Annotated in this window: 19 protein-coding genes; 9 read left to right on the forward strand and 10 right to left on the reverse strand. The window is 53.7% G+C overall.

What is annotated here, in order from left to right; genetic code table 11:
• Window positions 1-7 precede the first annotated feature (7 nt).
• On the reverse strand, window positions 8-2,254 hold the full coding sequence (locus tag IEX77_RS01585; protein ID WP_188807404.1) for a RelA/SpoT family protein: 2,247 nt from the start codon (window positions 2,252-2,254) through the stop codon (window positions 8-10).
• 135 nt (window positions 2,255-2,389) lie between these two features.
• Entirely contained in the window at window positions 2,390-4,180 is a 1,791-nt protein-coding gene (argS, locus tag IEX77_RS01590; protein ID WP_188807405.1) for an arginine--tRNA ligase, read from the reverse strand.
• A gap of 1,000 nt (window positions 4,181-5,180) precedes the next feature.
• Between argS and IEX77_RS01595 the strand changes: the two genes are divergently transcribed.
• From IEX77_RS01595 to IEX77_RS01620, 6 genes are all read left to right on the forward strand, one after another.
• On the forward strand, window positions 5,181-5,597 hold the full coding sequence (locus IEX77_RS01595; protein WP_188807406.1) for a DUF2141 domain-containing protein: 417 nt from the start codon (window positions 5,181-5,183) through the stop codon (window positions 5,595-5,597).
• A gap of 35 nt (window positions 5,598-5,632) precedes the next feature.
• The gene (locus IEX77_RS01600; protein WP_188807407.1) at window positions 5,633-7,765 is read left to right on the forward strand and encodes a TonB-dependent receptor; all 2,133 of its coding nucleotides are present in this window, start codon (window positions 5,633-5,635) and stop codon (window positions 7,763-7,765) included.
• A gap of 39 nt (window positions 7,766-7,804) precedes the next feature.
• Window positions 7,805-8,254: a DUF2141 domain-containing protein gene (locus IEX77_RS01605; RefSeq protein ID WP_188807408.1), complete on the forward strand. Its 450-nt coding sequence runs from the start codon at window positions 7,805-7,807 to the stop codon at window positions 8,252-8,254.
• A gap of 520 nt (window positions 8,255-8,774) precedes the next feature.
• The gene (locus IEX77_RS01610; protein WP_188807409.1) at window positions 8,775-9,422 is read left to right on the forward strand and encodes a hypothetical protein; all 648 of its coding nucleotides are present in this window, start codon (window positions 8,775-8,777) and stop codon (window positions 9,420-9,422) included.
• 6 nt (window positions 9,423-9,428) lie between these two features.
• On the forward strand, window positions 9,429-10,067 hold the full coding sequence (locus IEX77_RS01615) for a hypothetical protein (RefSeq protein ID WP_188807410.1): 639 nt from the start codon (window positions 9,429-9,431) through the stop codon (window positions 10,065-10,067).
• Between the two features lie 45 nt (window positions 10,068-10,112).
• Complete coding sequence (locus IEX77_RS01620) at window positions 10,113-11,552, forward strand: hypothetical protein (protein WP_188807411.1); 1,440 nt, start codon at window positions 10,113-10,115, stop codon at window positions 11,550-11,552.
• A 77-nt stretch (window positions 11,553-11,629) separates the two neighbouring features.
• On the opposite strand, the gene IEX77_RS01625 is transcribed toward IEX77_RS01620, so the two are convergent.
• Both IEX77_RS01625 and IEX77_RS01630 read right to left on the reverse strand, forming a co-directional pair.
• On the reverse strand, window positions 11,630-12,814 hold the full coding sequence (locus IEX77_RS01625; RefSeq protein ID WP_188807412.1) for a hypothetical protein: 1,185 nt from the start codon (window positions 12,812-12,814) through the stop codon (window positions 11,630-11,632).
• A gap of 50 nt (window positions 12,815-12,864) precedes the next feature.
• Window positions 12,865-14,802 carry a TonB-dependent receptor plug domain-containing protein gene (locus IEX77_RS01630; protein ID WP_188807413.1) on the reverse strand — a complete coding sequence of 646 codons (1,938 nt, stop codon included), beginning with the start codon at window positions 14,800-14,802 and terminating at the stop codon, window positions 12,865-12,867.
• 580 nt (window positions 14,803-15,382) lie between these two features.
• On the opposite strand from IEX77_RS01630, the gene gnd reads away from it, so the two are divergent.
• From gnd to pgl, 3 genes are read left to right on the forward strand one after another with little or no spacing between them, the layout of a single operon-like run.
• Window positions 15,383-16,852, forward strand: coding sequence for a decarboxylating NADP(+)-dependent phosphogluconate dehydrogenase (gene gnd / locus IEX77_RS01635; RefSeq protein ID WP_188807414.1), 1,470 nt, complete (start codon window positions 15,383-15,385; stop codon window positions 16,850-16,852).
• Window positions 16,853-16,865: 13 nt separating this feature from the next.
• The gene (gene zwf / locus IEX77_RS01640; RefSeq protein WP_188807415.1) at window positions 16,866-18,431 is read left to right on the forward strand and encodes a glucose-6-phosphate dehydrogenase; all 1,566 of its coding nucleotides are present in this window, start codon (window positions 16,866-16,868) and stop codon (window positions 18,429-18,431) included.
• Window positions 18,428-19,135, forward strand: a complete 708-nt coding sequence (pgl, locus tag IEX77_RS01645; RefSeq protein WP_188807416.1) for a 6-phosphogluconolactonase — start codon at window positions 18,428-18,430, stop codon at window positions 19,133-19,135. Before zwf ends, pgl begins: the two co-directional genes overlap by 4 nt.
• A gap of 105 nt (window positions 19,136-19,240) precedes the next feature.
• Here the strand turns inward: pgl and IEX77_RS01650 are convergent, their stop codons facing one another.
• From IEX77_RS01650 to IEX77_RS01675, 6 genes are all read right to left on the reverse strand, one after another.
• Entirely contained in the window at window positions 19,241-20,497 is a 1,257-nt protein-coding gene (locus IEX77_RS01650) for an ABC transporter permease (RefSeq protein WP_188807417.1), read from the reverse strand.
• Window positions 20,498-21,688, reverse strand: coding sequence for an AI-2E family transporter (locus IEX77_RS01655; RefSeq protein ID WP_229770768.1), 1,191 nt, complete (start codon window positions 21,686-21,688; stop codon window positions 20,498-20,500).
• Between the two features lie 51 nt (window positions 21,689-21,739).
• On the reverse strand, window positions 21,740-22,177 hold the full coding sequence (rpiB, locus tag IEX77_RS01660) for a ribose 5-phosphate isomerase B (RefSeq protein ID WP_009433071.1): 438 nt from the start codon (window positions 22,175-22,177) through the stop codon (window positions 21,740-21,742).
• Between the two features lie 30 nt (window positions 22,178-22,207).
• Entirely contained in the window at window positions 22,208-24,244 is a 2,037-nt protein-coding gene (locus tag IEX77_RS01665; RefSeq protein ID WP_188807418.1) for a transketolase family protein, read from the reverse strand.
• 542 nt (window positions 24,245-24,786) lie between these two features.
• On the reverse strand, window positions 24,787-26,700 hold the full coding sequence (mutL, locus tag IEX77_RS01670) for a DNA mismatch repair endonuclease MutL (protein ID WP_188807419.1): 1,914 nt from the start codon (window positions 26,698-26,700) through the stop codon (window positions 24,787-24,789).
• A complete protein-coding gene (locus IEX77_RS01675; protein WP_188807420.1) occupies window positions 26,697-26,948 on the reverse strand; it encodes a hypothetical protein in 252 nt (83 codons plus the stop codon). The genes mutL and IEX77_RS01675 overlap by 4 nt, the downstream gene beginning before the upstream one ends.
• Window positions 26,949-26,970 lie beyond the last annotated feature (22 nt).

Raw genomic sequence — 26,970 nt, forward strand, 5'->3', positions numbered from 1 at the left:
GTGATTATTATAGGCGGGAGGAGAGCTCGGCATGCTTGACACCGGAGGCACTGCGTATCTTCTTGATGAGGACGGTCAGGGCTTCGCGACGCTCAACATAGAGTACAAAGGAGCCGTGGAAGAGGCCGTCCTTCGACTGGATCGAGTAGCTGCGGAGCTTGACTCCCGATTCCTTACGAATGAGAGATGTGATGTTGGTGGCGATGGAGAGTTCGTCTCGTCCGACGACTTCGATGGAGGCGACCTGCGAGCTACCGCTTTCACCATTCCACTTAGCACAGATGATCTTGTGCGGAGAGTGGGCAAACATATCGGGTGCATTGGGGCAGTTCATGCGGTGCACCTTGATGCCGCGGGTCGTCACAAGCCCGAAGACCTCGTCTCCATAGAGGGGGCGGCAGCACTGGGCTAGGCTATAAGCAACTCCTGTGAGCCCTCTGTCGAGTATCAGTACCTCGGAGGTGTTGATCTGATTGGATTCGCTCTCACTCTCTTGGTAGGTGAAGTCTTCGGCAGAGCGAGCGGAGCCAATGGAGGGCTGAGCTTCGATGAGCGAGACTGCAGCCAGCTCCTGCTCATAGAGGTTGAGAAACTCCTGTACATCGATCTTGCTGTGCGTCAGGTCGCGGTAGAAGTCGGAGAGCGTCTTGTAGCCTTTACGCAGGGTGATGCGTATGAAGGCAGCTTCATCGAAGGGGAGCTTGCGGTTCTTGATGCGACGCTGGATCATCTCCTTGGCGACACCGATACCTGCTTCTTCCTCAGCACGGAGGAGCTGGCGGATCTTGGCTTTTGCCTTGGGGCTTACGACGATGGAGAGCCACCCGGGCTTGGGTGACTGCTGCGGAGAGGTGAGGATCTCTACGTTATCTCCATTCTTGAGCTGATGACGCAGTGAGACGTTCTTCCCGTTGACCTTTCCAGATATCGCACGAGCTCCTACTCGGCTATGGATGGTGAAGGCGAAGTCAAGTAGGGTAGCACCTTGGGGGAGTTTCATGATCTCACCCTTGGGGGTGAAGACATAGATCTCCTGTGCCTTGAGTGTAAGGAGGGAAGACTCCAGGGTTTGGCGCTTCTCCTCTTCACCCGTAGCATCGTCACGTACGGTCTCCAGTGCTTCGCGTACGGAGGCGAGGAAGTCATCCAGACCGCCTTCACTGCGGATGCCCTTGTAGCGCCAGTGGGCAGCGACGCCTTGCTCGGCGATGGCATCCATGCGCTTGGAGCGTATCTGTACCTCTACCCAGCGGTTCTCCGGTCCGAGTACGGTCGTATGCAGACTCTCATACCCATTACTCTTGGGGATGGAGATCCAGTCCTTGAGTCGCTCGGGGTTGGGGCGATACATGTCGGTGACGATCGAGTAGATCTGCCAGCATACCTGGCGCTCGCGCTCGGGTGGGACGTCCACGATGATGCGGATAGCGAAGACATCATAGATATCCTCGAAGGGGAGCTTCTTTAGCTTGTTGCTGATCGAGCTGACGCTCTTCACGCGTCCCTTCATCTCAAAGGGTACATCCTGGAGGTCTCTTAGCAAGGTCTCCTGTACGACGCGGATGAATTCGGCGATATAGGCATCACGTGCATCCTTCGTCTCACGTAGCTTGCGGGTGATGAAGCCGTAGATCTTGGGCTGCAGATACATGAGGCAGAGGTCCTCCATCTCGCCCTTGATCTTGTACAGTCCGAGGCGATGGGCGATGGGGGCATAGAGGAAGGACACTTCGGATGCCAGCTCCTTGCGATCCTCAGCACGACGAATCATCGAGGCATGACGTAGGAGGTAGAGGCGGTAGGCGATGATGATGAGCACCACGCGCATATCCTCTGCCATCGAGATCAGCAGGTTGTGGAAGTTCTCCGAGCTAATGGCCTCCTTGCGCATATAGAGCTCGGAGGTGCGGGCGAGTAGCTGCAATAAGCGCAGTACCTCTTCGCCGCAGAAGCTCTTGATCTCATTGGGTGAGATGCGCCCAGTGGAGAAGGGTATATATAGGAGTACAGCGAGGATCGAATGGACATTGAGTCCGAGCTCTCGGTGGATGAGGCAGGCGACCTCCAGCTGTACGATGAAGTTGGGGATGGTGTGTATCTCCTCAGCCTCTGAGACAAAGGCTCCCTGCTCGAGGGCCTCGGCCAGCCACGTCCGTACCTGCAGGCGGCATGCTCTGTCCAGACGAGGCTGGAGGAGGCCGAGAAGGTAGCGGCTGGTACGGTAAATCTGTTGCTCTTGGGCGGGACTAAACATACGTTACTCTGCTGCGGAGTGTGATAAAAACTTCGTTTGCCGAAAGGTACGAAATAAACCTATACGAGTGGAGGCTACCCTGCTATGGCAAGATAGCCTCCATCAATGATGAGACCCTTAGATGTGGATATGGGGCTACATACGCTCGGGCATCTCGATACCCAGGAGGGAGAAGCCAGCGGCGATCGTGCGAGCGACGACCTCGGAGAGTGCAAGGCGGAAGGCACGCAGCTCTTCGTTCTCCTCCTTGAGGATGGAGAACTCGTGATAGAACTGATTATACTCCTTCACGAGGTCGTAGACGTAGTTCGCGATGACAGCAGGGCTATAGGTGCGAGCTGCTTCCTCTACGATGTCTGCATATTCAGCGACCTTAGCGATGAGTTCCTGCTCCTTGGTGGAGATGGTAAGCCCAGCGAAGGTCGCGGGGAGAGCGATACCCAGCTCCTCTGCTTTACGAAGGAGGCTGCGAATACGAGCGTAGGTGTACTGGATAAAGGAGCCTGTGTTCCCGTTGAAGTCAATACTTTCCTTGGGGTTGAAGGTCATGTTCTTGCGAGGGTCAACCTTGAGGATGAAGTACTTCAGCGAGCCCAGACCTACACGGCGAGCGACTTCGGCAGCTTCTTCTGCAGGCATATCCTTGCCCTTACCCTGCTCTTCGGCGATGGCACGGGCCGTAGCGACCATCTCGTCCATGAGGTCATCGGCATCAACGACCGTACCTTCACGGCTCTTCATCTTGCCGTCGGGGAGCTCGACCATACCATAGCTGAAGTGCACGAGCCCCTTACCGAAGGCATAGCCCAGGCGATCAAGTAGGAGGGAGAGTACCTTGAAGTGATACTCCTGTTCATTGCCTACGACATAGACCATCTTATCAATGGGGTGCTTGTCGAAGCGCATCTTCGCCGTACCGATATCCTGCGTGATGTATACCGAAGTACCATCAGAGCGAAGGAGGATCTTGCGGTCAAGGCCTTCGTCTGTGAAGTCAGCCCAAACGGAGCCGTCAGGGTCCTGGACGAACTTGCCTTCCTTCAGCCCACGCAAGACTTCTTCCTTACCGAGGAGGTAGGTCTCCGACTCATAGTAAATCTCGTCGAAGCTAACGCCCATGCGCTTGTAGGTCTCGTCAAAGCCAGCATAGACCCAGGAGTTCATCGTGCTCCAGAGGCTGCGGATCTCTTCATCACCATCCTCCCAGCGGCGGAGCATAGCGCGAGCGTCAGCCATCAGAGGAGAAGCTGCTTCAGCTTCTTCCTTGGTCTTGCCTTCGTTCATGAGAGCCGTAAGCTCGGCCTTGTAGTGCTTGTCAAAGAGGACGTAGAAGTCGCCGATCAGGTGGTCGCCCTTCTTCCCCGTGCTCTCGGGTGTCGCACCATTACCCCAGCGCTGCCAAGCGAGCATAGACTTACAGATGTGGATCCCGCGGTCGTTGACGATGTTGGTCTTGAAGACGCGGTTGCCTGATGCTTCGAGGATACGTGCGATGCTATACCCGAGGAGGTTGTTACGCACGTGCCCGAGGTGTAGAGGCTTATTCGTGTTGGGCGAGGAATACTCGACCATGACGAAGGGGGCATCTGCCGTAGCTTGCTTATGTCCAAAGGTCTTATCACTGCGGATCGCATTGAAGTCCTCGACCCAGGCTGCAGGTGCGATGCTTAGATTGAGGAAGCCCTTGACGATCTGAATGCCCTCAACGAGGCTGCAATGCTCCTGGAGATAGGCACCGATTTCTTGTGCCGTAGCTTCGGGGTTCTTGCGGGAAATCTTGAGGAGAGGGAAGGCTACTAAGGTCCACTGACCCTCAAATTCACTGCGGGTCTTTTGGAATTGGAGTTGCTCGGGCGTAGGCATCTGCCCGTATAGAGCCTGCACAGCTTCAGCCGTCGCCTGCTGCAGGGACTGTATGATCGACATAAGCGGTAGATATATTTGTGATAAGTGGCGGGGATAGTCGCGAGAGGTGCGCCCGTAGATCCCCGCTTTATAGAGGTACAAAGGTAGCATTAATTAAGTGTTTGCTGATGGATAATGCTTCTCCTTATTCAAAATCCAAGTGGCAGCTAAGGCTGGTGTGTATAGAGGAAGATATCTCCATTGCACTCCCCTCAGTGGGATCTTATCCTCGATTGATGGGGGTGGGGAGGTCATAGACATCCTGTCTACATTCTCTCTTTGTGAGTGCTAAAAGAATACTAACGGAGGCTCAGGTAGGCTTGATAAACGAATATCTTAGAGGGATGAGGTAATCATGTGCAAACGAATGCTTTATAATGAAGTGTGTTCAGAAGCCTTGCCGTCTTTCTTAAGAGGATAGTATGAGCCTTTATAGGTCCGCTCTGTGACCTATATGGGTGCGTGGGGAGAGCTATATAGGATGGTGAAGAAAGCTATATAGCTTTAGACTGATTTCTATATAGCTTTTTGAAGTGACCTATGTTAGGTTGTTTCTCCGCATAGGGATAAAAGTTGTGGACGATTGGGAGAAAAGTTTGGGCTACGTGCGTGGCTCTAATATCTATGTACGTGGATATTTGGATTTACGTGCCTGGTCTTTAAGACTACGTGCGTAGATAGAGAAAAACCACTACGTGAAGGCACTTTTTCCTTCACGAGAATAGCACTTTTTCCTTGGCTGGCTAAGAGGAATATTCGCGATAAGGCGAAAGGCTTGTGTATCACTTCGGAGAGGCATATCGGGGAGCTGGGCGTGCGATACCTTATTGGTTTGTATACGGAGCAACTACTCCTCTGAGCGCGAACGAACTATTGCTGAATATCTGACCTCTATAGCGTCACTCCGCTACCTTTAGAGAAGGAGGTTATGTGCAGTGGTTTTTTCTTTACCTTTGGATATGTGATAAGCTCTCTATCATTTTGATTTTATGAGGGCTGACTTCTCCTTAAAGCATCCTCTATGAACCGAACTTATACCGCGCTGCTCTTTACAATCTTCTTCTCGGTCACGGCACTCTGCGCTCAGTCCTATCGCTTGACGCTCGATGTCGTGGGTATGAAGGAGAAGAAAGGCAACCTCCTTATCTCCGTATATGACTCTGCGGAGGACTACCTCAAGAAGCCTGTCAAGACGCTGACCACTCCTGCCGATGCCTTGACGAAGCGTGTTATCCTCGAGCTGGAGTCTGGTACCTATGCTGTCGTCATCTATCAGGATCTGAATAGCAATGGGAAGGTGGATCGCAACTTCTTCCGTCTGCCGACTGAACCCTGTGGCTTCAGCCGTGATGCGCGACCTAAGATGGGGCCTCCCCGCTACAAGCCTGCTTCCTTCACTCTTAGCGAAGACACTGAGATGAGTATCAAGCTGAGGTAGTCATCCAGCCTGTAGCTTCTTAATACCAGCAAGACATGTATAGAAGCGTCATCCTAAGTATCCTCTTCCTTCTCGTCTGCAGTGTGCCTCTGCAAGCACAGGAGGCGCATGAACTCCAAGGGAGAGTCCTGAATAGCTCGGATAATCCGATCGCAAAGGTGCAGATCCTTGATCAAGCGACAGGGCTACTGCTCACCGAGACGGGGAAGGGTGGAGAATTTCAGCTCAGCTTCCCCGATAGTGTAGAGCGAGTCTCGCTGGTCTTCCTCGCCGAAGGCTATCAGTCGAAGGTGATGCTCCTTCGCCCTTCATCTCAGATCTATCGGATCATCCTCTTTGAGGCGCAGCGGTCGATCGAGGGAGTCACCATCTCCCGCCGAAGGCTTCTGCCGATCTCGGGCTATGCTCCACTTACCTCCCGCTTCACGACCTTGGATATACTCATGACGCCACGAGCCCTCGGTGATATCCTAGGTGGACTGATGGAGGATCCCGATGCTCAGAGCTCCGACACCGATGGGCGGCTCAGCCTGCAGGGCGGTGCTCCCCATGAGAGCCAAGTCTATATCGATGGCTTGCGTCTACCTAATCCCTACAGCATCAGCTCCAAGAATTCATCGGTACGAAGCATCCTCTCACCAAGCGAATGCAAGGAGATAAACCTCCTCTCGGGGGGCTACTCTGCTTCGATGGGGCAAGCTCTCTCAGGGGTGATCCAGATCCTCTCTCGGGATACGAAGGATGTCAAGCCTGGGAGTTTCGTAAGTCTGAGTAGTATAGGCCCTAGCTTCACATGGGGACTGGGTGCGCCGTCCTCCGCTACAAAGCTGGAGCTCTCAGCTAGCTACACCGACCTCTCCCTCTATGATCGGGTCATGCCGAGTGCCTACCCTTATACTCGTAGCTTCTATAGTCCTTCCCTCACGGCTTCCCTCTGGCATGACCTGCCTCAAGCGACGCTCAAGGCTCAGCTGAGCTATACGGGAATGGGCTTAGGCTACAGACCTAATGCTTCGCTACCTACGTTCCATAGCCGCCTTCGGGAGGATCGCCATTATGGTCGTCTTACCTATGTGCGTAGCCTAGGCACAGCGTGCCAGCTGGAGGTAGGCGCTCATACTCAGTACTCCGACTTCTCGGGCTCATCCCTAGTATCGCCACAGGACCAAGTTCTTGATCATGATCTCTATGCCGAAGCCCGTCTTGCCCTGAAGTACAGCGGTGAACCCTTCTCCATCCTCGGCGGACTTGACTACAGCTGGAGGGACTATCGTGAGACCTACGAACTCACAGGAGATCGCTACCAGCTGAACTTCTCCAATCATCTACCCGTGTCCTTCCTTGAGGTTAGCTACCTCCACCGTGGCCTAAGCCTCAGCGCAGGGCTTCGCGGTGAGTATGCGAGCGTCCTCAGTGTATGGAGTCTCTCCCCTCGCCTCTATGCAGGCTACAGACTTGGCAAACACGTCTTCTCCGCTTCGTGGGGGCGCTACACCCAGCTTCCCGAGAAGGAGATCCTCCGCTTTATGCCAGCGCTCAAGAGCAGACGATCGGAGATCTCCCAGCTCTCCTACAGCTATGGCGACAAGACACCTCTCCTGCAGCTCTCCCTCTTCTACAAGAGCTACCAGCATCTCACCCGCAGTCTGTCGGTGGGCTACCCCAAGCACTTCGACGACCAAGGGGGAGGGGAGACCTACGGGCTTACGCTCTTCCATAAGGGAAACCTCGGAAGTATCGATTATTCGACTTCTTACTCCTATACCCAAGCTCGGCTGAGCTATGATCGCTACCTCCGCCCACTTGCCCCCAGCTATGTGAGTCCCCATACCTTCCGCCTCACGGCTAAGTACTGGTCGGGGGTGCTGAAGAGTCTCCTGGGCTGCAGCTACTACATAGACGCAGGGGCGAAGGGCTATAGCTATGACCTCACCCCCATCCAGCTCCCTATGCGCTCTCGGCTGGACCTCTCTTGGAGCTACATTGCCTCCCAGAAGGTGCTTCTCCACTTAGGCTGTACTAATGCCCTTGGGAAGACGAACTACTGGGGGATCGAGCCCGACCCGCTGACCCCCACAGAGGGCGTGCGTATCTCGCCACCCTCCTCTCGCTTCTTCTACATCGGCTGCTTCGTCACCCTCTCGGGGAAGCAGAAGAAGACTCCTTAATGATCACTCTATCCACCTCACTTTAATTCTCTTATGATTATGCGACACCTTAGACACCTTCTGCCCCTCCTAACTCTTGCGCTGGGGCTCCTCTCGCCTTCACTCAAGGCTCAAGGCACAGCGGAGAAGAAGACACCTCCCACTCATCCTCTGACGCTCACTGTCGACGGAATTATCGAACCCAAGGGAGAGCTACTCATCGCCATCTACAGTTCAGCGGAGAGCTATCCCCAGAGCCCCTACAAGACAGCTATGGCAAAGGTTGACTCTCTCACTAAGACAGTCCTCATTGACCTCCCCGAGGGCTCCTATGGTATCAGTCTTTTCCAAGACGTCAATGGGAATAAGACCCTCGACTTCAATGGCTATATCCCCTCTGAGAAGTATGGCTTCAGCAATAATGCACCTGCTGACTATGGTCTCCCGAGCTTCAAGGATATTCTCTTTACCTTCAAGGCTGGAGATATCCAGTATATAACTCTGAGATAGCTTGAGCCCAGGTAAGAAGAGCCCCCTTTGCCCGTGTGGTGAAGGGGGCTCCTTTTGTTTCAGCATACCAAGAGGGGTGTGCTTTATCGTGAATCCTTTGGGCTTGTAGAATAGATGCTCCATATTTGTCTGGAGATAAGGCCTATATAGGGAGGGAAAACGAACCAGTACTGGTCACCAAAGCGAGCAGTACTGGTTGGCACGCTGACCAGTACTCATTACATTATGCGACCAGTACTGGTCCGATCGGTGACCAGTACTGGTTGATTTGAGGCGTCTCTATAAGTCGCAGCTATCCTCTGTGGTAACTTGCTGGTGTGTAGTGCGATAAGTGATGAATTTCTCTTGCTGGGCAATCAGTGATATTTGCGAGAGAGCGATGAAGGGATGCTTATGTCTGGTGAGGGTGCTGGATGGGCAGTCGGGAAACGCCTCGGAATACGTATATTTGTTCTTCAAAGACTGGCCGTATGAAAGCTAGTCGCAGTATCTTGCTTCGCTTAGTACTACCATATTATATATGCAGTATCCTCTTCCTCGCTTTGAGCATCTTGCTGCCCTGCGTCAGGCTTGGCAGCTCCTCAAGCAGAATAAGTCCCTCTATCGCTATCCCCTCATCATCAGTCTTCTCACGCTGGGGACGCTGGGGTATATGTTCTTCTCTGGTCATACTTCATCCTCTTCTCAGGCTTCCTATCTTCCGCTGGTCGTCGGGACGTTGAATGGGATCTTGACTTACCTCTTCCTTATGCGGGTGGTGAAGTTCTTCGCTGGCGAAGTCTATCCCTCACGTACTCGTATGGCACTCCTCAAGCACTTTGCAGGCTTCGTCCTTCTGGCGGTACTCTTTGGCTTGGGGGCTGGTGTGGGCTTAGTGCTCTTCTTCGTGCCAGGATTTTACTTCCTGAATCGCTGCTTCTTAGCACCTATGCTTTACCTCGATGGTAAGGCGGGCATCTTTGCTGCCTTCCGAGAGTCGTGGACGCGCACGAAGGGGCACTTCTACACGCTCCTCAGTGCACTTGGTATCGTGCTTCTTCTCGCGGCTGTGAATGCTGTGACACTGCAGCTGGCCACGGTCATCATCCTGCCTGTAGCGACCCTCTACCTCTTCATCCTCTACCGCTACCTGCAGGAGATCCCGCAGGATAAGACACCAGCTCTCTAAGCTGAGATGAAGTCTCTGATCACGCTTCGTGGGGTCGTCCGACGCCTACAATACTCCAAGCGCCTACTCATCAACCGCCGTGGGGATGGCGTTCATTCCCCCTTTGCCTTCCACTTCATCACTCGAGTCGTACGAAATCGTCGTCCGTACTACTGCTTTGAAGAGCTTCGTGGCGAGGTAAAGCGCCGGAGAAAGGATGCGAAGACTTGCCCTCCTATCCATAGAGCGCGTACACTGGAGCTACTCTTCCGTACGGCTCACGAGCTGGAGGCAAAGAACATCCTCGTCGTGACCTCTCAGCCTACGACGAGCCTATTGCCCGATTACCTACGCCATACGGGCTATACCGAAGCGATCTATGTGCTTTCGGTGGACGAACTGCAAGGCGTGAGCCTTCCCTGCTGTGATCTTCTGATCTGCGAATACCTGTCCGAGCGGGAAGTATTGGAGCAGATTCTCAGCCAATGTACCTCCACCTCCCCGACACTTGCAGTCGCACTCTATACGCCCAGCCCTCGCTGGCGTCGCTTCGTCAGTGGCCTCGATAAGCAGGTTGCTCCACGCCTTATCCTCGACCTGATGGATCTCTGCCTGTACTTCTATGACAAGCGCCTGACACCATCTCGATATAAGGGGGTGTACTAAGCTTCCCTTTACTCACTCAACTATTACCTATCCCATTCACTTTAGATGAAACGACTAACTTACCTCCTTTGCCTTGCTCTGGGGACGCTCTCCAGCTGTGGCGCTTCTGCAGCTCGTACTGCCCCCGAGCCCGAGAAGGCTCAATCCTCCGATACTCCACGTACTCCCACTGTACGCGCCAGCGATGAGGCAATTCAGAAGTACTTTGCTTCGACTCTCATTGATCAGAAGGGGGCATTACCCACATCCGCCCTCTCACTTGAGGATATTAAGAAGGCGCGTACGCAGGTATGGCGCCTTTGGGCAGAAGCCAATAAATCACACAGTGAGGATAAGTTACCAGCACTCACGCCCCTTTCTAAGGAGAGTGTAGCTCATAGCTGGCTGCTAACTCCAGAAATGTATAATGGGCAAAGCTATCAAGCTGTGATGCCTTTCTACTACGGCTCGAAGGGAGACAAGCCCGAAGCAGGCTATCCGCTCTATCTCTATCTGCACGGATCGGGGGAGAAGAAGGGGGAATGGTCTACAGGTTTGGCGTTGGCTCTTTCTTTTCAGGACAGCCCCTCCGCCTACTTCATCCCACAGATACCTAATGGTGAAGGCGTAGCGGATGGTCAACTCTATCGTTGGTGGCAGAAGTCGAAGCTCGAAGCCTGGGAGAAGCTCCTGCGGCAAGCCTTCCTCTCTGATCAGATTGATCCGAAGCGCATCTACTTCTTTGGGATATCTGAGGGCGGATATGGCTCACAGCGCTTAGCATCATACTATGCGGACTATCTCGCTGGAGCTGGACCTATGGCAGGCGGTGAACCTCTTATCAATGCTCCGGTAGAGAACCTCCAGCACGTAGCTTTCTCACTTCGTACGGGATACAATGATACTCAGTTCCACCGCAGCGAATTGACGGGCTACACGCGTGATGCACTTCAGCGCTTAGCTGCACAATACCCTGGCTACTACAAGCACTTCATCGACATCATCCCAAAGTATGGTCACGCTATACCTTATCAGTATACGACGCCCTACCTCTCGCAGCACGTGCGCACTCCTCAGCCCAACCAAGTGAATTGGGAAGACTATCCCATCGACGGACTCTACCGTAAGGGATGCTATAATCTTGCACCACTCAAGCGCCCCGAAGGAAAAGAGCGCATTTACTATCAGGAGACTATCCTGGGGAATACCGTAGATCTGAAGATCAACACGGTGAAGTATGTAGAGAAGCTGGTCAGTGACTGGTATACAAGCTTCCATCTCGTCCTGCTTTATGATAAGGTCTATGAGCCAGCCAAGGGAGGAAAGCTACGTATCTACCTCAGCCCAGAGCTGCTTGATCTTAGCAAGCCCGTCCGAGTCTTAGTCAATGGGCATCAGGTCTATTCGGGGATGGTGAAGGCTGACTGGTCACATCTCGTAGAGAGCTGCTCACGCTTCTTCGACCCTGAGCGTCTCTTCCCCGCAGCTATCGATATAGCTTACTAAGGCGCACGCCGTAGCGTGCTACGTATATATACAGTGATCCCCCTTGGCTTATCTGCGGATGGCCAAGGGGGATCAGTTTATTTCTCCAGCTCGATATAGGCGGAGAAGTGGGCTTCACTACTTGTCAGTAGGAGCGGTATAATGCTTTGACTTGGCTGCTGGCGTGGCCCTCGCTCGAGACGGAAGACACCTTTGCGGCCATCTGGTACGTATTGCTCGTAGGCGAAGTGCGCGAGTACGCCCATAGTTGTTCGGAGGTTGATCTCCACACAAGGATGAAGGCGCAGACGCTCCCCATCGCGGTAGAAGAAGAGGTCGATGCCGATATAGCCTGTGTACTGAGAGTCGGAGAGTTCTTCCTCGAGCCACGTACACTGGGCATTGATGAGAGCGAGCAGAGCTTCTTCGCTCATAAGCGAAGTAAGTCGCTCCCAGAGGTCTTCTGGCGATGTGAGTATGTTGCCAAGATAGGCACGTCCCGAAGGGAGTGTATCGAAATGGGATAGGGCGAAGAAACTTACCTCGCCGCTTTCACTTCGTGTGTACTCAAGCGCCCAATTATCTACGACCTCGAGGTAAGGCTCGATACTAATGCTTCCACTTCGCGTACAGCTCCCGATAAGAGCTTCAAGGTGCTTCTCTTGCAGGGGAAGGGGTAGTGGAAATACTCCACGGCCCGAGGAACTATAAGGACGCTTGATGAGGACTCGAGTAGGATCGCCCAAGGGACGGGATTTGATGCCTTCGATAGCGGTACGCAGTCGTAGCTCGGTATCTGATTTGTCTACTCCCGCTTCGATCCAACGGGGTAGGAGGTCACTGGGATAGCCGAGCTGATCCGTCAGATATGCCAGCAGGTCATAGCTGGCACGTCGGTGACTTAGCCGTAGATAACTCGGTGTGATGGGCGGAAAGAGTAGGGTAGTAGAGTCAAAGAGTGGACATTCTCTCAGCTCTCTCACGATATGATCATCCAGGCCCCAGAGGACGACACTCAGCTCAGCGGGGAGATCACATCCAGCTGGGAGGTCATCGCCCTCAGCATTCAGCAGGCGTGCTGGTATTCCTTCGGGCGAAGCAGGTGCATAGATGAGGTCTTCTCCAGAAGCTAAGAGGCGCAAGAGAGGTGAGAGCTCGTGGCGCATCCATCGGATTTCCTTGGAGAGTGTGTAGCGCTTCTCCCGAGAGAAGCTCAAGGCTTCTTCGTGACCAGGGTTAAAGACCCACAGACGTGGGGTAGATGCGGTAGGATAAGCGTTCATATCAGGAGCAAAGATATGCAAAGTGCTCCGTCCTCCTGCGCTTACAGCCCTCAGAGGTTATAGGTGAGCGAGGAGAAGAATGTGCGACCTGGCGAGAGGCTCCCAGTGATATTGACCTGCGTCGGGTGGTAGTCGAAGAGATTATCTGCTCCGACAGTGATCGTGAGTCGATGCTTATAGCGCGCCGAGACACTCATTCGGGAGAGGAGATAACCTTCGTGCTCGAAGTAGGAATACTTGCCCGTCGTCTCGTCGAGCTCGCTGAGCGTCACACTTCCTGCTCCACGCAGAGCGTAGGTTGCGGTGAGATCGCAGTCGCTCCCCGTCTTGGTGTCGTAGGAAAGCGCTGCAGTGTAGTTGTGCGGACGAAGAGGAGCAAAGGGCTGACCATTGGCACGGCTCTCAGCTCTGGAGAAGTCGTAGATGTAGCTGTAGTCACCATTGAACGTCAGTCCAAGAGGAAGGCGCAGGCGAAGACTTGTCTGCAGGTTCAGCAGTCGGCTACGTTCGCTCACATTCGTATAGTGATAGGTGTTCGTACTCTTGGTCATCAGCGTGCCTATTTGGTTGGAGATGACATTGTACGAAGCGATACCCGTCAGACTCAAGTGCGAGGTCTGCCACTCAGGGGAGAAACTTAGCATCCGACTTACCTCGGGACGCAGGTGATCCGAGCCCTTGATAAAGAACATACCGAAGTGATCCCAGTCCATGAACTGCTCCTTGATCGACGGCGCACGGAAGCCTTCTGCGTAGGAGGTGCGGAGTCTTACACGGCCGAGCTGATAGAGTACCGAAGCGCGCGGCGAGAAGTGTGCGCCGAAGCTGGAGTGTCTATCGAGGCGAAATCCCGTGACAAACGAGAGCTTGGGCACCAGATGCCATTCGGCCTGCCCGTAGAGTGTGCCGGCAGTAGCTTGGTGCCGTGTGGCGGCTGTAGTGAATCGCTCGCTGCGGAGACGCTCGTGGTAGAGCTCGATACCTGCATTGACGAGGACGGGAGTCTTCTCTTCGGCGCCGAAGTTGTACTGCAGGCGCACGGTATTGCCTGTGAAGTGGAAGATAGGTGTCCGCTCCTTGCTTACGGAGAGGAAATTATCACGGTTGTAGAGCTCGTGATTGTAGTCAAGGCGCAAGTTGTGCAGCTCGCCAAATGCCTGATAAGCCTGCCCGCCCAGCGAATGACTGAGGTACTTATTACGTCTAAGTCCGTCGCCATCTTGATCACGATAGCCGTAGCGAATATAGCCCGTCAGCTCGCGTCGTAAGTCTGAGGTGCGGTAGCGTAGACGCTGAGAGAGATTGAGGCTCTTGCTGCCCATGACGGGAGTGGTCTCAGGTTGTGTGCCTTGTGTGGCTACGCTGTAGGCCGCTTGGTCGATGTAGCTGATGGAGGTCATCGAGCTGAAGGCGCCACGTACGATTTGTCCCGACGCGCTGTATCTCGTGACGCCCTCGCTACTGTGGTCGAAGGTCGCCGAGAGCTCCTCTTTGTGCCGAGCACGGCGCGTGATGAAGTTGATGACGCCACCTATAGCATTCGACCCGTACAGAGCCGAAGCTGCGCCACTGATCAGCTCGATACGCTCGACATTGGCCATATCGATGCGGTTAAGATCCACCACTCCGTTGCCCTCCGAGGTCAGTCGCTCGCCGTCGACAAGGAAGAGGACGTGATCGCCTGAGAAGCCTTGGACCGAGACACGATACTGAGCGCCGTGTGCCGTGACGTTGATCCCGGGCAAACTCATTTGCAGGGCGTCGGCAGCAGAGCGTGGTGCGAGGCGATCCAGCTCAGTACGTGAGATGATACGGGTGATGATGGGGAGCTTCTTCAGTGTGCGGGGCGTCTGAGTACCTGTGACGACGACGTCTTCGACCCGATGATCTTGGGCGAGACTATCGCTCACGCTTTGGGCAAAGCCTTGAGTGAAGCTACCCGCTAACAGCGAAGGGAGGAGGAAGATATAGGTGTGCTTACAGCGCATACGTGGATCTATAACTGAATGGGCTACAAAGATAGACCGATTGCGAAGGCCTATCCATCCCCCGAAGTAGTGATATTTCCCGCCATCTATACCCGAAAGTGATTAGGAAATAAGAGGCTTCGGGTAGGCTTCTCTTTCCCTTTCGTAGCGAGGTATCTGGAGGGGCTGGTAAATGTTATATTACTTTCGGTCAGAAGTTATATTACTTTTAGCTGAATGTTATATTACTTCTCTCCGAAAGTTCCTCTACTTCCTTTCGGAAATACCTCTACTTTCGATCAAAAATACCTCTACTTTTCACTGAAAATACCTCTACTTTTCAGAGGAAGTAGAGGAATATCCGAGAGTAAGTGCAATTACTTCCTGAAAGTGAGTGAATTACATCCCGTACGAAGTGCAGTGATTTCCCGTGCAAAGTGGAGGTACTTCCGAAGCCGCCTCAAGGCAATAGCACTGGGAAGCTCCTTGGCTTTGGTGCGCCTAAACCTTCACTCTCGGGTCGTTGTTTTAGAGATACATCCATCGCCCCAAGTTAGATCCGCGCGAGGTGGACTCATGGGGCCTTCCCAACACAAAGCAAATGAATAAGAAATCAGATATTGGCCTCATCGGCCTTGCAGTCATGGGCGAGAACCTCGCCCTCAACATGGAGCGCAATGGCTCTCAAGTCTCCGTCTACAACCGTGCAGAAGGCGCCGAAGCCACCGTCGTGGAGCGCTTCCTTCAGGGTCGTGGCGCAGGGAAGAACTTCCTTGGCTTCACCGAAATCAAGCCCTTCGTCGAGAGCATTGAGCGTCCACGTAAGATCATGATGATGATCAGAGCTGGCAAGCCCGTCGACTACGTCATCGAGTCACTCCTGCCACATCTCGAGCCAGGTGATATCGTCATCGACGGCGGAAACTCGAATTGGGAGGACTCTGAGCGTCGAGAAGCTGAGCTACGTAATCACGGGATCTACTTCGTCGGCTGTGGTATCTCGGGCGGTGAAGAGGGTGCTCTGAACGGTCCTGCCATCATGCCTGGCGGCGCTGAAGAAGCTTGGCCCAGCATTGAGCCGATCTTCTCCCGCATTGCAGCTAAGGCCGAGGACGGGACTCCTTGCTGCGCCTGGGTAGGTAAAGGCGGTGCCGGTCACTTCGTCAAGATGGTGCACAACGGTATCGAGTATGGCGACATGCAGCTCATAGCTGATGCCTACGCTTATCTCCGCCACATCGGCGGCAAGACCAATGAGGAGATGAGCGAAATCTTCGCTCGATGGAACGAAGGGAAGCTCCGTAGCTACCTCGTAGAGATCACAGCTGAGATCCTTCGTCATCGTGATGCCTCGGGCGAATACCTTATCGACAAGATCCTCGATGCTGCAGGGCAGAAGGGTACTGGCAAGTGGTCGGTCATCAACTCCCTCGAGTACGGCCAGCCTCTCGGGCTCATCGCGACGGCGGTCTATGAGAGAAGCCTCTCCTCCACCGTAGACCTGCGCCACGAAGCAGCTGCACTCTACGCCCCCTCGCAAGTAACAAGCCGCACCGCCTTCGGAGAGAGCGACGTCGATGCTCTTGAGCAAAGCCTCTACGCATCGAAGATCGTCTCCTACGCACAAGGCTTCTCCCTCCTCTCCGAAGCATCAAAGGCACGCGGATGGGAGCTGAATCTGGCCTCCATCGCACGTATTTGGCGCAACGGCTGTATCATCCGTTCGGCCTTCCTCAACGATATTGCCTCGGCATACCAAGCTGATCCCAGCCTGCAGAACCTGCTCTTAGCTCCGTACTTCCAGCAGGAGATCACAGCTGCTCGCCCTTCTTGGCGCGAGACCATCGCTAAGGCGCTGCTCTCGGACTGCCCAGTTCCTGCCTTCTCTTCAGCTCTTAGCTACTTCACATCACTGACGACGCGTCGCCTTCCTGCTTCACTCGTGCAGGCACAGCGAGACTATTTCGGTGCACACACCTTTGAGCGCACCGACCGTCCTCGTGGAGAATTCTTCCACGAAAATTGGACGGGTCACGGAAGTGATACCTCTTCAACCACGTATAATGTATAGTCCCCCCGAGAATATGACACAGACCATACAGCATCATCTGCCCGAGAGTCTCCTTCTTGTGATATTCGGCGGGTCAGGTGACTTGACAAAGCGTAAGCTCATCCCCTCGCTCTATCAGCTTTTCAAGCAAGATAAGCTCCCCATTCGCTTCAGTGTCCTCGGACTTGGGCGTACGGAATACTCGGATGCAGCTTATCGCGAGCACCTCGACGAAGCTCTTCAGCGCTACCTCAGCGATGGAGAGTACGACGCTTCTCTTGCCGAGCAGTTCCTCTCAGGAGTGTATTACCTCCCGATGGACCCTGCTTCTGCCGAGGACTATCCTAAGCTCCGTGAGCAACTGAAGACACTTGACGAGCGAATCAATAATCCTGGGCACTACATCTATTATCTATCTACGCCGCCTTCTCTCTATGGTGTGATCCCACAACACTTGGCTTCTGTCGGACTCAACGAAGAGGGCGAAGAGGATGCTAATGGTGATCCCTCGGCGATCCGACGTATCGTCATCGAGAAGCCCTTCGGCTATGATCTCCAGTCAGCAAGAGAGCTGAATGAGATCTACCGCAAGTCCTTCCGCGAACATCAGCTCTATCGAATCGATCACTTCCTCGGAAAGGAGACGGTACAGGATATCATGGCGCTGCGTTTTGCTAATGGTATCTTCGAGCCTCTCTGGAATCGCAACTACATCGAGCGTGTGGAGATCACGGCAGTAGAGAATATGGGCATTGAGAGTCGAGGTGGATTCTACGATGAGACCGGTGCTCTGCGTGACATGGTGCAGAATCATCTGGCGCAGCTTGTAGCTCTTACTGCTATGGAACCGCCTGTACAGTTCAACGCTGATCTATTTCGCAACGAGGTCGTGAAGGTATATCAGTCCTTCCGCCCAATGACTCCCGAGGAGATTCGTCGCCGTGTCGTCCGCGGACAATATACAGAGAGCGAGTGGAAGGGAGAGCATCAGCGAGCCTATCGTGAGGAAGATAAGATCGCTTCTGATAGCCGAACGGAGACCTTCGTCGCCATGAAGCTCTACATAGACAATTGGCGCTGGCAGGGAGTACCTTTTTATATCCGAACAGGTAAGATGATGCCGACCAAGGTCACCGAGATCGTCGTGCACTTTAAGCCTACACCTCACCGCGTATTTGCTACGGCTGACGGTAGCACCGTACCTAATCAGCTGGTGATTCGCATTCAGCCGAACGAGGGGATCTCCTTGAAGTTTGCTGCGAAAGTCCCAGGCTCTGGCTTCGAAGTCAAGAAGGTTTCCATGGACTTTACCTATGACCAGCAGATGGGTGGCTTAGCTTCGGGCGATGCTTACTCACGTTTGCTCGAGGACTGTATGCTGGGTGATCCGACTCTATTCACACGTAGCGACGCTGTAGAGATGAGTTGGCGCTTCTTTGATCCGATCCTCGATCTCTGGAAGGAGGAAGACTTCCCGCTTTATGGCTATCCTGCCGGCACATGGGGACCAAAGCAGAGCGACTTAATCATTGAGCGTGAGCACAGCTGGACGAATCCCTGCCGCAATCTTACTCACTCGGAGCTCTACTGCGAACTATGATCTACCATCATTATCCTTCCCCCGAGGCTGTCGCACGAGCCGTCGCTGAGACGGCCTTCGTGCAACCTTCGCAGGCAGGCTGGGTACATATCGCACTCTCTGGAGGCTCTACGCCCCGCTTACTCTTTGAGCTGCTCGCCGAAGAGCCTCTACGTAGCGCCGTAGATTGGTCACGTGTCCATCTCTACTGGGTAGATGAGCGCTGCGTACCATCTACAGATCCCGAGAGCAATTATGGTATGACTGAAGCGACCCTCCTTCGCCATGTACCCATTCCACAGGATCAGGTGCATCGCATCGCAGGAGAGAAGCTCCCCGAGCGTGAAGCAAAGGATTACTGCTGGCTTGTGGGCTCGGAGCTTCCATTTGATGGTGCTTTCCCCGTCTTTGATATTGTGCTCTTAGGCTTGGGAGAAGACGGTCATACGTCCTCTATCTTCCCGCATCAGATGGAGCTCCTCACCGAGGAAGCACCTTATGCTGTCGGGATAAGCCCAAAGGGACAGCCACGCATCGCAATGACTGGACCGACGATTCTTGCTGCAAAGCGCATCCTCTTCCATACGACTGGCGAGAAGAAAGCTCCTATCTTGCAGCATATCGTAGAGCAAGCTCCCGAGGCAGAAGCTTATCCTGCCGCCTACATTTTCCGTCAGCGATCCGACGTCGAGCTCTATACCGACGTAGCTCTTCCTATTAAGTAGTAGCGATCCAGCCTTACTAAGGCTGACAAAACAAAGTAAATCGCCCCGTCTGTAGCATCATTCTTGCTACGGACGGGGCGATTGCTTTGTGGCATTCTCAAAGTGCTAATCCATACGCATACTCTCTGCGGGATGAATTCTGCTTACTAAGCTGGCAGGAACTAATACCATAAGGAGAATCACGATGAGTGTCCCGACATTGATAGCGACCCAGAGTGGGAGGTCAAAGTGGATGGGTACGGAGTCGGTGAAGTAGTTCGCTGGGTTAAGTTTGATGATCTTGAACTGACGCTGTGCGAGACTCAGCACGAGAGCAATTGCATTCCCCCAGAAGATACCACGTAGGATGAGGCGAGCTGCTATCTGAAGGAAAGTCTGTCTGAGCTGTCTATTCGTCGCTCCAAGAGCCTTTAGGATACCGATCTGTTTACTCTTATCGAGCACGATGATGATGAGTCCAGTGATCATTGCAAAGCCTCCGACGAGGACCATCAGCGAGAGGAGTGCATAGACATTCGTGTCAAGGAAGGCAAGCCAATTGAAGAGCTCAGGCTGTAGCTCCTGACCGAGGTTGAGACCATAGTTCTCTTCGCCGATAAGATCTGGACGTGCCTGGAGTGTGGAGATGAGATGCTCCAGCGTCGGATAGGCAGCATCGGGATCCTGCAGCATGATGATCAGTCGACTGTAGGTGTTCTCATCCCAGTGATTGAGACGCTGCAGGGAGGAAATGGGGCAGAGGGCGGGGGAAAGCTCTAAGCCCGTCGACTCATATATTGCCTGAAGCTCAAAGATGCGTACCCGCATCTTTTCTCCGAAGAAGTAGATACGCACGGCATCACCTACCTTATAGTTCATGCGTCGTGCCACATGTGAGGGTAGGACGATTGGTGGGCGATTGTATTCGCTCTCAGAGAAAGAGGGAAGTGTCCCGGACTTTATTTGCTCAGTGAAGTAGCGACTACGGAAGGTAGAGTCAACACCATAGAGGAGAATACCAGAGAAGTCTCCCTCTGTCTTGAGAAGCCCTGCCTGCTGGATGAGAGGCGAGACGGAAGAGACCCCCTTCTCTTCTCTTAGGAAGGAGAGTAGCTCTGGAGATACATAGACAGGAGTCGTGGAGGTCTTCCAGTTGCTCCCATAGCCATTGAGGCTGATATGCCCTGTCTGACTAAAGGCGAACTCATGGATCTGTCGATGGAAACCTAAGATGATGGTGACCGATAGGAGCATCACTGAGAGGCTCAGTGCCACTCCAATCGTCGTCAAACGAAGTAGGGCAGAGACACGTCGTGTCCCGGCCTTATCACCTCGAGAGAGTCCACGAGAGAGGAAGGTAGTAGCTGAAGAGAAGAGAGCCATCTACTTGTCTGACGTCGTTGATTCGCTATCTATCGCTCCACGCTTTTTGCGGCGGCTTTGCTTGGCCTTACGCTTTTCCTCCCGGAGGCGCATTTGCTCGATGTACTCCTCATCTTGGAGGACGTAGCGCATGTACAGCGAGTAGATGAACATAGTAATGGGCAGCGCAATGAGCATCCCGAAGAAACCCAGGAGGTAGCCCCAGATAGACAGGACCAAGAGAATGAGTGAGGGGCGCATACCCATCGTCTGTCCCATGATGTGCGGGACGATGATCATATCCTGGATAATCTGTACGATCATCAGGACCCCATAGGCAAGGAGCATACAGACGAAGGCATTCTCACCCGTCTGTGCAGCCATCAGCAGGCTGGCCAACCCGAGTGGGATGATACCCAGTGCCTGCATATAGGGGATGAAGTTGAGGATCCCAATAAAGATCCCCATAGCTGTGGCTAAGGGAAGACCAATGATATTGAACCCTATCGAGAGGAGAATACCTACGCTTATGGCGATGAGAGCCTGGCCACGGAAGTAGTTATTCATGTAGCGATCCAGATCCATGCTGATCGTACGGATCGTAGGGCGGAGTGTCTTAGGGAAGAGGCTGATGAAGCCACGAGCAAGATTCTCGAAGTCTAGTAGGATGAATACGAAGTAGATAAAGCCGATGAGGAAGACAAGCCCCCAAGAGAATATTGAGAGGGTGCTATTGATAATCCCACCGACCTGATCGAGGAGGAGCTTAACGTTCTCCAAGACCTTCTCAAAAGACAGGTGCTGTGGGAAGTTTCCCCAGCGGAGTCCCCCATTGAGGTAGTTGCGGATATTGCGTGGTAGGATCATCGTCAGGATATCCTGTCCACTGCTATAGCCCGAGATCACTTGAAGGGTCTTCTCTATCTCCGCATTGATTGATGGTATGACAAAGATTACCGCAAGGTAAACGACTGCACCCAAGAGGAGCAATGTCAGGATGACTGACAGTCCTCTTGAGCGCAGGCGTAGTGTATACTGGAAGAATCGTACCAGCGGCATCATCACATAGGCGAAGATACCAGCCAGTAGGAAGGGTAGGATAATGCTCCAGATCGCTTGCACCGCCACATAGATCAAGAGTATAAGGACAGAGAGCACGAGCATCCGTGCTATGCGGTCAAAGGTGAACTCTCTACGGAAGAAATGTGACATAGGTAGTGGGAGCGATGTGCTGGAGAGATATACTGAAAAGGGATAAGATGACTAATGCTTGATGGGGATCTTGGCTACACGTGCTTCATGACGACCACCTTCAAAGGGTGTATCAAGGAAAGCCGCGAGGATAGCCTTGACCTGCTCTTCGGTGACGAAGCGTGCAGGGATAGAGAGGACGTTCGCATCGTTATGCTCACGAGCGAGCTTTGCCAACTCGACATCCCAGCAGAGGGCAGCACGTACCTTAGAGTACTTGTTCATGACCATTGAGATCCCATTGCCTGATCCGCAAACGGATATGCCACGGGCAAGTTCTCCAGATTCAATAGCCTGCCCCATGGGGTGGGCATAGTCAGGATAGTCGCAGCGCTCGGGTGAAGGACAACCAAAGTCCTTCACCTCGAGGCCACGTGCGATGAGTAATGACTTGACCAGCTCCTTGACCTCATAGCCTGCGTGGTCGGAGCAGATACCGATCTTATTCATTGTCGTTGTACTGTAGTCGTTGGGTAGTGATTACTTGCTAAGCAGTGCCTTGACCTCCTTGTAGACATGGTCTGGAGTAAAGCCGAGCTTTTCGTCCAGCACTTTGTAGGGAGCCGAGAATCCGAAGGAGTTGAGCCCCCAGATGGCACCATTGTCACCGACGAGCCCCTGAAGGGTTACGGGGAGACCTGCGGTGAGACCGAAGCGACGAATACCTCGAGGGAGGACTTCATCCTGATACTCTTGGCTCTGGCGACGGAAGAGACCTTCGCTGGGTACAGCTACGATCTGCAGACGAATACCATCCTTGCGAAGGAGGGCGGCACCCTCGACGAGCGTAGATACCTCACTACCGTTTGCGATGAGTACGACCTCAGGGTTCTCATCACGAAGTACGATGTAGCCACCGCGTGTAGCTGCTTCGGCAGCCTCCTTACGGCTTTTCCCTTCGGGAGCGGGCAGATCATTGATGTTCTGGCGAGAGAGGATGAGTGCTGTGGGAGTGTGCGTGTTCTCCATAGCCATACGCCATGCGATGGTCGTTTCCTCGACATCGCTGGGGCGGAGTACACGTACGCTGTCAGCACCATGGTGGTTCTGGAGCTTCTCCATCAGACGGATCTGTGCTTCCTGCTCTACGGGCTCGTGTGTAGGACCATCTTCACCGACGCGGAAGGCGTCGTGCGACCAGACGAACTTCACTGGGAGCTCCATAAGAGCGGCCATACGGATAGCGGGCTTCATGTAGTCAGAGAAGACGAAGAAGGTACCGCAGGCAGCGATGACACCACCATGAAGAGCCATACCGATACAGAGGCAAGCCATAGTGAGCTCTGCTACACCGGGCTGTAAGAAAGCCCCACCGAAGTCACCTCGTGTCAGTGCACGGGTCTTCTTGAGGAAGCCATCGGTCTTATCGGAGTTTGACAGGTCTGCTGAAGCTACGATCATATTCTCTACCTGCTCTGCCAGTGCGCTGAGGACGGTGGCAGAGGCGGCACGCGTAGCCTGATTAGGCTTCTGCTCGATGCTCTTCCAGTCTACAGCAGGGACTTCGCCAGCAAACCAGCGATCAAGCTTGCTTGCTCGATCAGGGTTCTCCTCGCGCCAAGTCTTCTCTTCCTGCTTGCGAGCCTTAGCCAGCTCACGAAGCTCCTGAAAACGTGCTGCGTAGAGTTCCTGTACGTCGGGGAAGATCTGGAAGGGAGCTTCGGGATCACCACCGAGGTTCTTGATCGTGGCTTCGATAGAGGCACCTGCAGCCGAGAGGGGCTGACCGTGCGTATTGACACGGTTTTCATAGTTCTCCCCATTAGGACCTACAGCACCACGACCCATAATGGTCTTGCCGATGATGAGGGTAGGCTGACCTACCGTAGCCTTAGCTTCGCGAAGAGCCTTACGGATCGCTTCGGGACAGCAACCATCGATCTCGATAACGTGCCAGCCCCAAGCCTTGTACTTAGCAGCTACATCTTCGCTGTCGACCTCCTCGACGGTGGTAGAGAGCTGGACATTATTGGCGTCATAGTACATAATGAGGTTGTCGAGCCCAAGGTGTCCAGCGATACGACCAGCCCCCTGAGAGATCTCTTCCTGTATCCCCCCGTCGGAGATATAGGCGTAGATCGTCTGACTCATGACCCAGCCAAGACGGTGGGCGAGGAACTTAGCAGCGATAGCAGCCCCTACAGCGAAGGTGTGACCTTGGCCGAGAGGGCCCGAGGTATTCTCTACACCACGCAGGACATCGACCTCAGGGTGCCCAGGCGTAGGGCTACCCCACTGGCGGAACTGCTGCAGCTCCTCCATCGAATAGCGACCGAGGAGGGCCAGCTGGGCGTAGAGCATAGGAGACATGTGCCCAGGGTCCATAAAGAAACGGTCACGACCAGACCACGTAGGTGCATCGGGATCGAAGATGAGGAACTCCGAGAAGAGGACGTTGACGAAGTCTGCGCCGCCCATAGCTCCACCTGGGTGACCGCTCTTAGCTCGCTCGACCATGCTGGCTGCCAAGATGCGGATGTTGTCAGCAGCACGGGTCATTAGTTGGTTGTTGTTCATTGGGGATGATGTGATTTGTAGCTTACAGCTTAGTTATATGTTGTGTAGATGTATCTGCTTTTAGACAGCTCAAAGATACAACAAATTAAGGGGTAGATAGCAGTGTCAAGCGCCTGATTTTAGACTTGTACACTCTACTCATCGGGCCAGTTCATCAGGTCGGAGCATAGACGAATTGTTAGTGCTCTGATAGTGTGGACTAAAGAGGGGATAGTGTATGCTCTTGCTGACCTTCCTAAAGTGACCAGTACTGGTCACCGAGCGAACCAGTACTGGTGACATTATGCAACCAGTACTGGTCAAGAGTCGAAGTAGTACTGGTCGGATGAGTGACCAGTACTGGTAGTATTTTATGCCCTCATTGGTGTACGCAAAAGCTTCTATAGGATAGGATCTTATCTCTGTTGATTCAGATATATGGAATGGGAGAGGTAGCCTATTAGAGATGGTGACACGAAAGTTCCCTCTCTTTCGTACAAAGTATAAAGCCCCACTTAGTACGAGACTGAGTGGGGCTACTATGTGGAAGGTGAGGCTTCACTTTAGTTGAAGAAGTTGGCAACCATTGGCTCCGTGAGGCGTGTGATGATTGGCTTGCCAGAGGGCGTGAAGTAGGGATCACGACTCTGGAAGAGGTCACGGATCAGCTGCTCGAGCCCTTCGTCATCCTGTGGTAGGGGACGTTGGAGTGCTTCTGATTCAGCCGCAGCTTCAGCTAAGAACGTCTGCACGTAGTCAGCCCCTTCACGATGCGTATCTAAGCTATCAGCTACGATCAGACGGACGAAGCCTGTGGCATCGCGTGAGATGAAGGAGGGAGCTTCTACTATGGAGAAGTGTCCATCGCCTAAGTCTCCGAAGTCAAAGCCAGCATGACGTAGCTCTTCCATCAGAGTGAGTGCCGTCGGGAGCTCCTGAGGAGCGAACTCCAGCACCTCGGGGAAGAGGGGCTGCTCGACGTGGTAGCTGTGTGCACGGAGGTCTGCTCGATACTGCTCAAAAGTGACACGCAGCAGAGCGCGTGTCAGGTCAATGAAGGCGAGTGCATCACCCAGCGTCGTGATGACATAGCGACTTTGATAGAGCAGCAGAGACGAGGGTAATGTGGGGCGCGTACGTAGTGATCCTGCCTGTGAGAGTCGTATGCCATGGCTCTGTGGCTCCTCGGGCTCTTCCTCAAAGAGAGGTGTCTGCATCGTCGAGGGCGTCATACTGTCGAAGTGCTCTCCGAGGTCATCCCAACTAATCTCGGGCTCCTTGGGGAGTGCACTTGTACGAGTGGCACCGAGGCGTATCCCTCCAAGCCGTGTTCCGCCCGAGGGTAGGGAGGCTCCACCTTCAGCTTGAAGGACTGCTTCTGCTCCCAGTGCCGTATCAAGGTCTGGAAGAATATCCTTGCGACCAGAGTAGGCCGGTATCTCGATAGGCGAGGCGTTCTCAAAGTCAATGATAGGTGTCAGAGCGTGCGAGCTGAAGGCATCACGGATGAGGCTCTGCAGGACTTGGAAGATCGTTGACTCATCGAGGAAGCGAACATCCGTCTTCTGTGGATGGATGTTAACGTCTATATTCTCGGCTGGGATAGTGAAGTAAAGGAAGTACTGTGGCTGATTACCTGCAGGGATGAAGTTCTCGTAAGCCAGACTGATCGCCTTATGGAAGTAAGGATGGCGAATGAAGCGGTCGTTGACGAAGAGATACTGCTGCGCTCCCTGCTTGAGAGAAGTCGTGGGGGTGCCGATGAAGCCACGTATTGTGCAGAAGGCACTCTCGTAGCTCACAGGAATGAGGGCACGGGAAAGCTTCGCTCCACCGATGTCGATGATGCGCTCCTTGAGAGAACTTGCTGGGAGTATCTTGTCGTACTTCCCTGCACCACGTAGAGTGAACGAGATCTGCGGATTAGCCAAGGCGACCTTAGCGAACTCACGCCAGATCTCCATGAGCTCAGTGGACTCCTTACGAGCCTCAAGGTGCTTGCGACGACCAGGGGTGTTGTAGAAGATATTCATCGCCTTGAGGCTCGTCCCTGGGGAGCAAGCTACTGGCATCTGCGAGCGGACCTTTGCCCCTTCGATGATGAGCTCAGTGCCTACCTCTTGGTCAGCCGTACGTGTGCGCAGCTCTACTTGACATACAGCAGCAATAGCAGCGAGGGCCTCGCCACGAAATCCCATCGTAGAGAGGCGCTGTAGGTCATCAATCGTCTGAAGCTTAGAGGTGGCATGACGCTCAAAAGCCATGCGTGCATCGGTGGGAGACATCCCCTTGCCGTCATCAGTGACGGAGATGGACTGGCGCCCTGAGCCGACGACCTCAATCTGTATCTGCTTAGCTCCAGCGTCGATAGAGTTCTCGACGAGCTCCTTGACGAGATAGGCAGGTGCAGGTACGACCTCACCGGCGGCTATCTGATTCGCAATGGACTCGGGGAGTAGGCGAATGATATCGCTCATCGCAGGAAGAAGAACCAGAAGACTAAGCCCAAGACCATAAGTGCCAGCATGAGCTTGATGATACGCTGGTCTCTATCGGAAGACGTGATACCGCGCTTGTGCTGTCGGCTCAGATGGCGAGCCGAGTGAATGAAGGCACCACGAATCTGCTCACTACTGTCATAGTTCGAGCTACTATCAGCCCCCTCATCCTTCGTCAAGGCTTCGGGAAGCTCTGCGTCGGGATCGAGTTCACCGGCCTCGATCATTTCTTGACGGATACGTGCGACG

The sequence above is a fragment of the Porphyromonas pasteri genome (genome assembly GCF_014647755.1).
GTDB classification, from domain to species: domain Bacteria; phylum Bacteroidota; class Bacteroidia; order Bacteroidales; family Porphyromonadaceae; genus Porphyromonas; species Porphyromonas pasteri.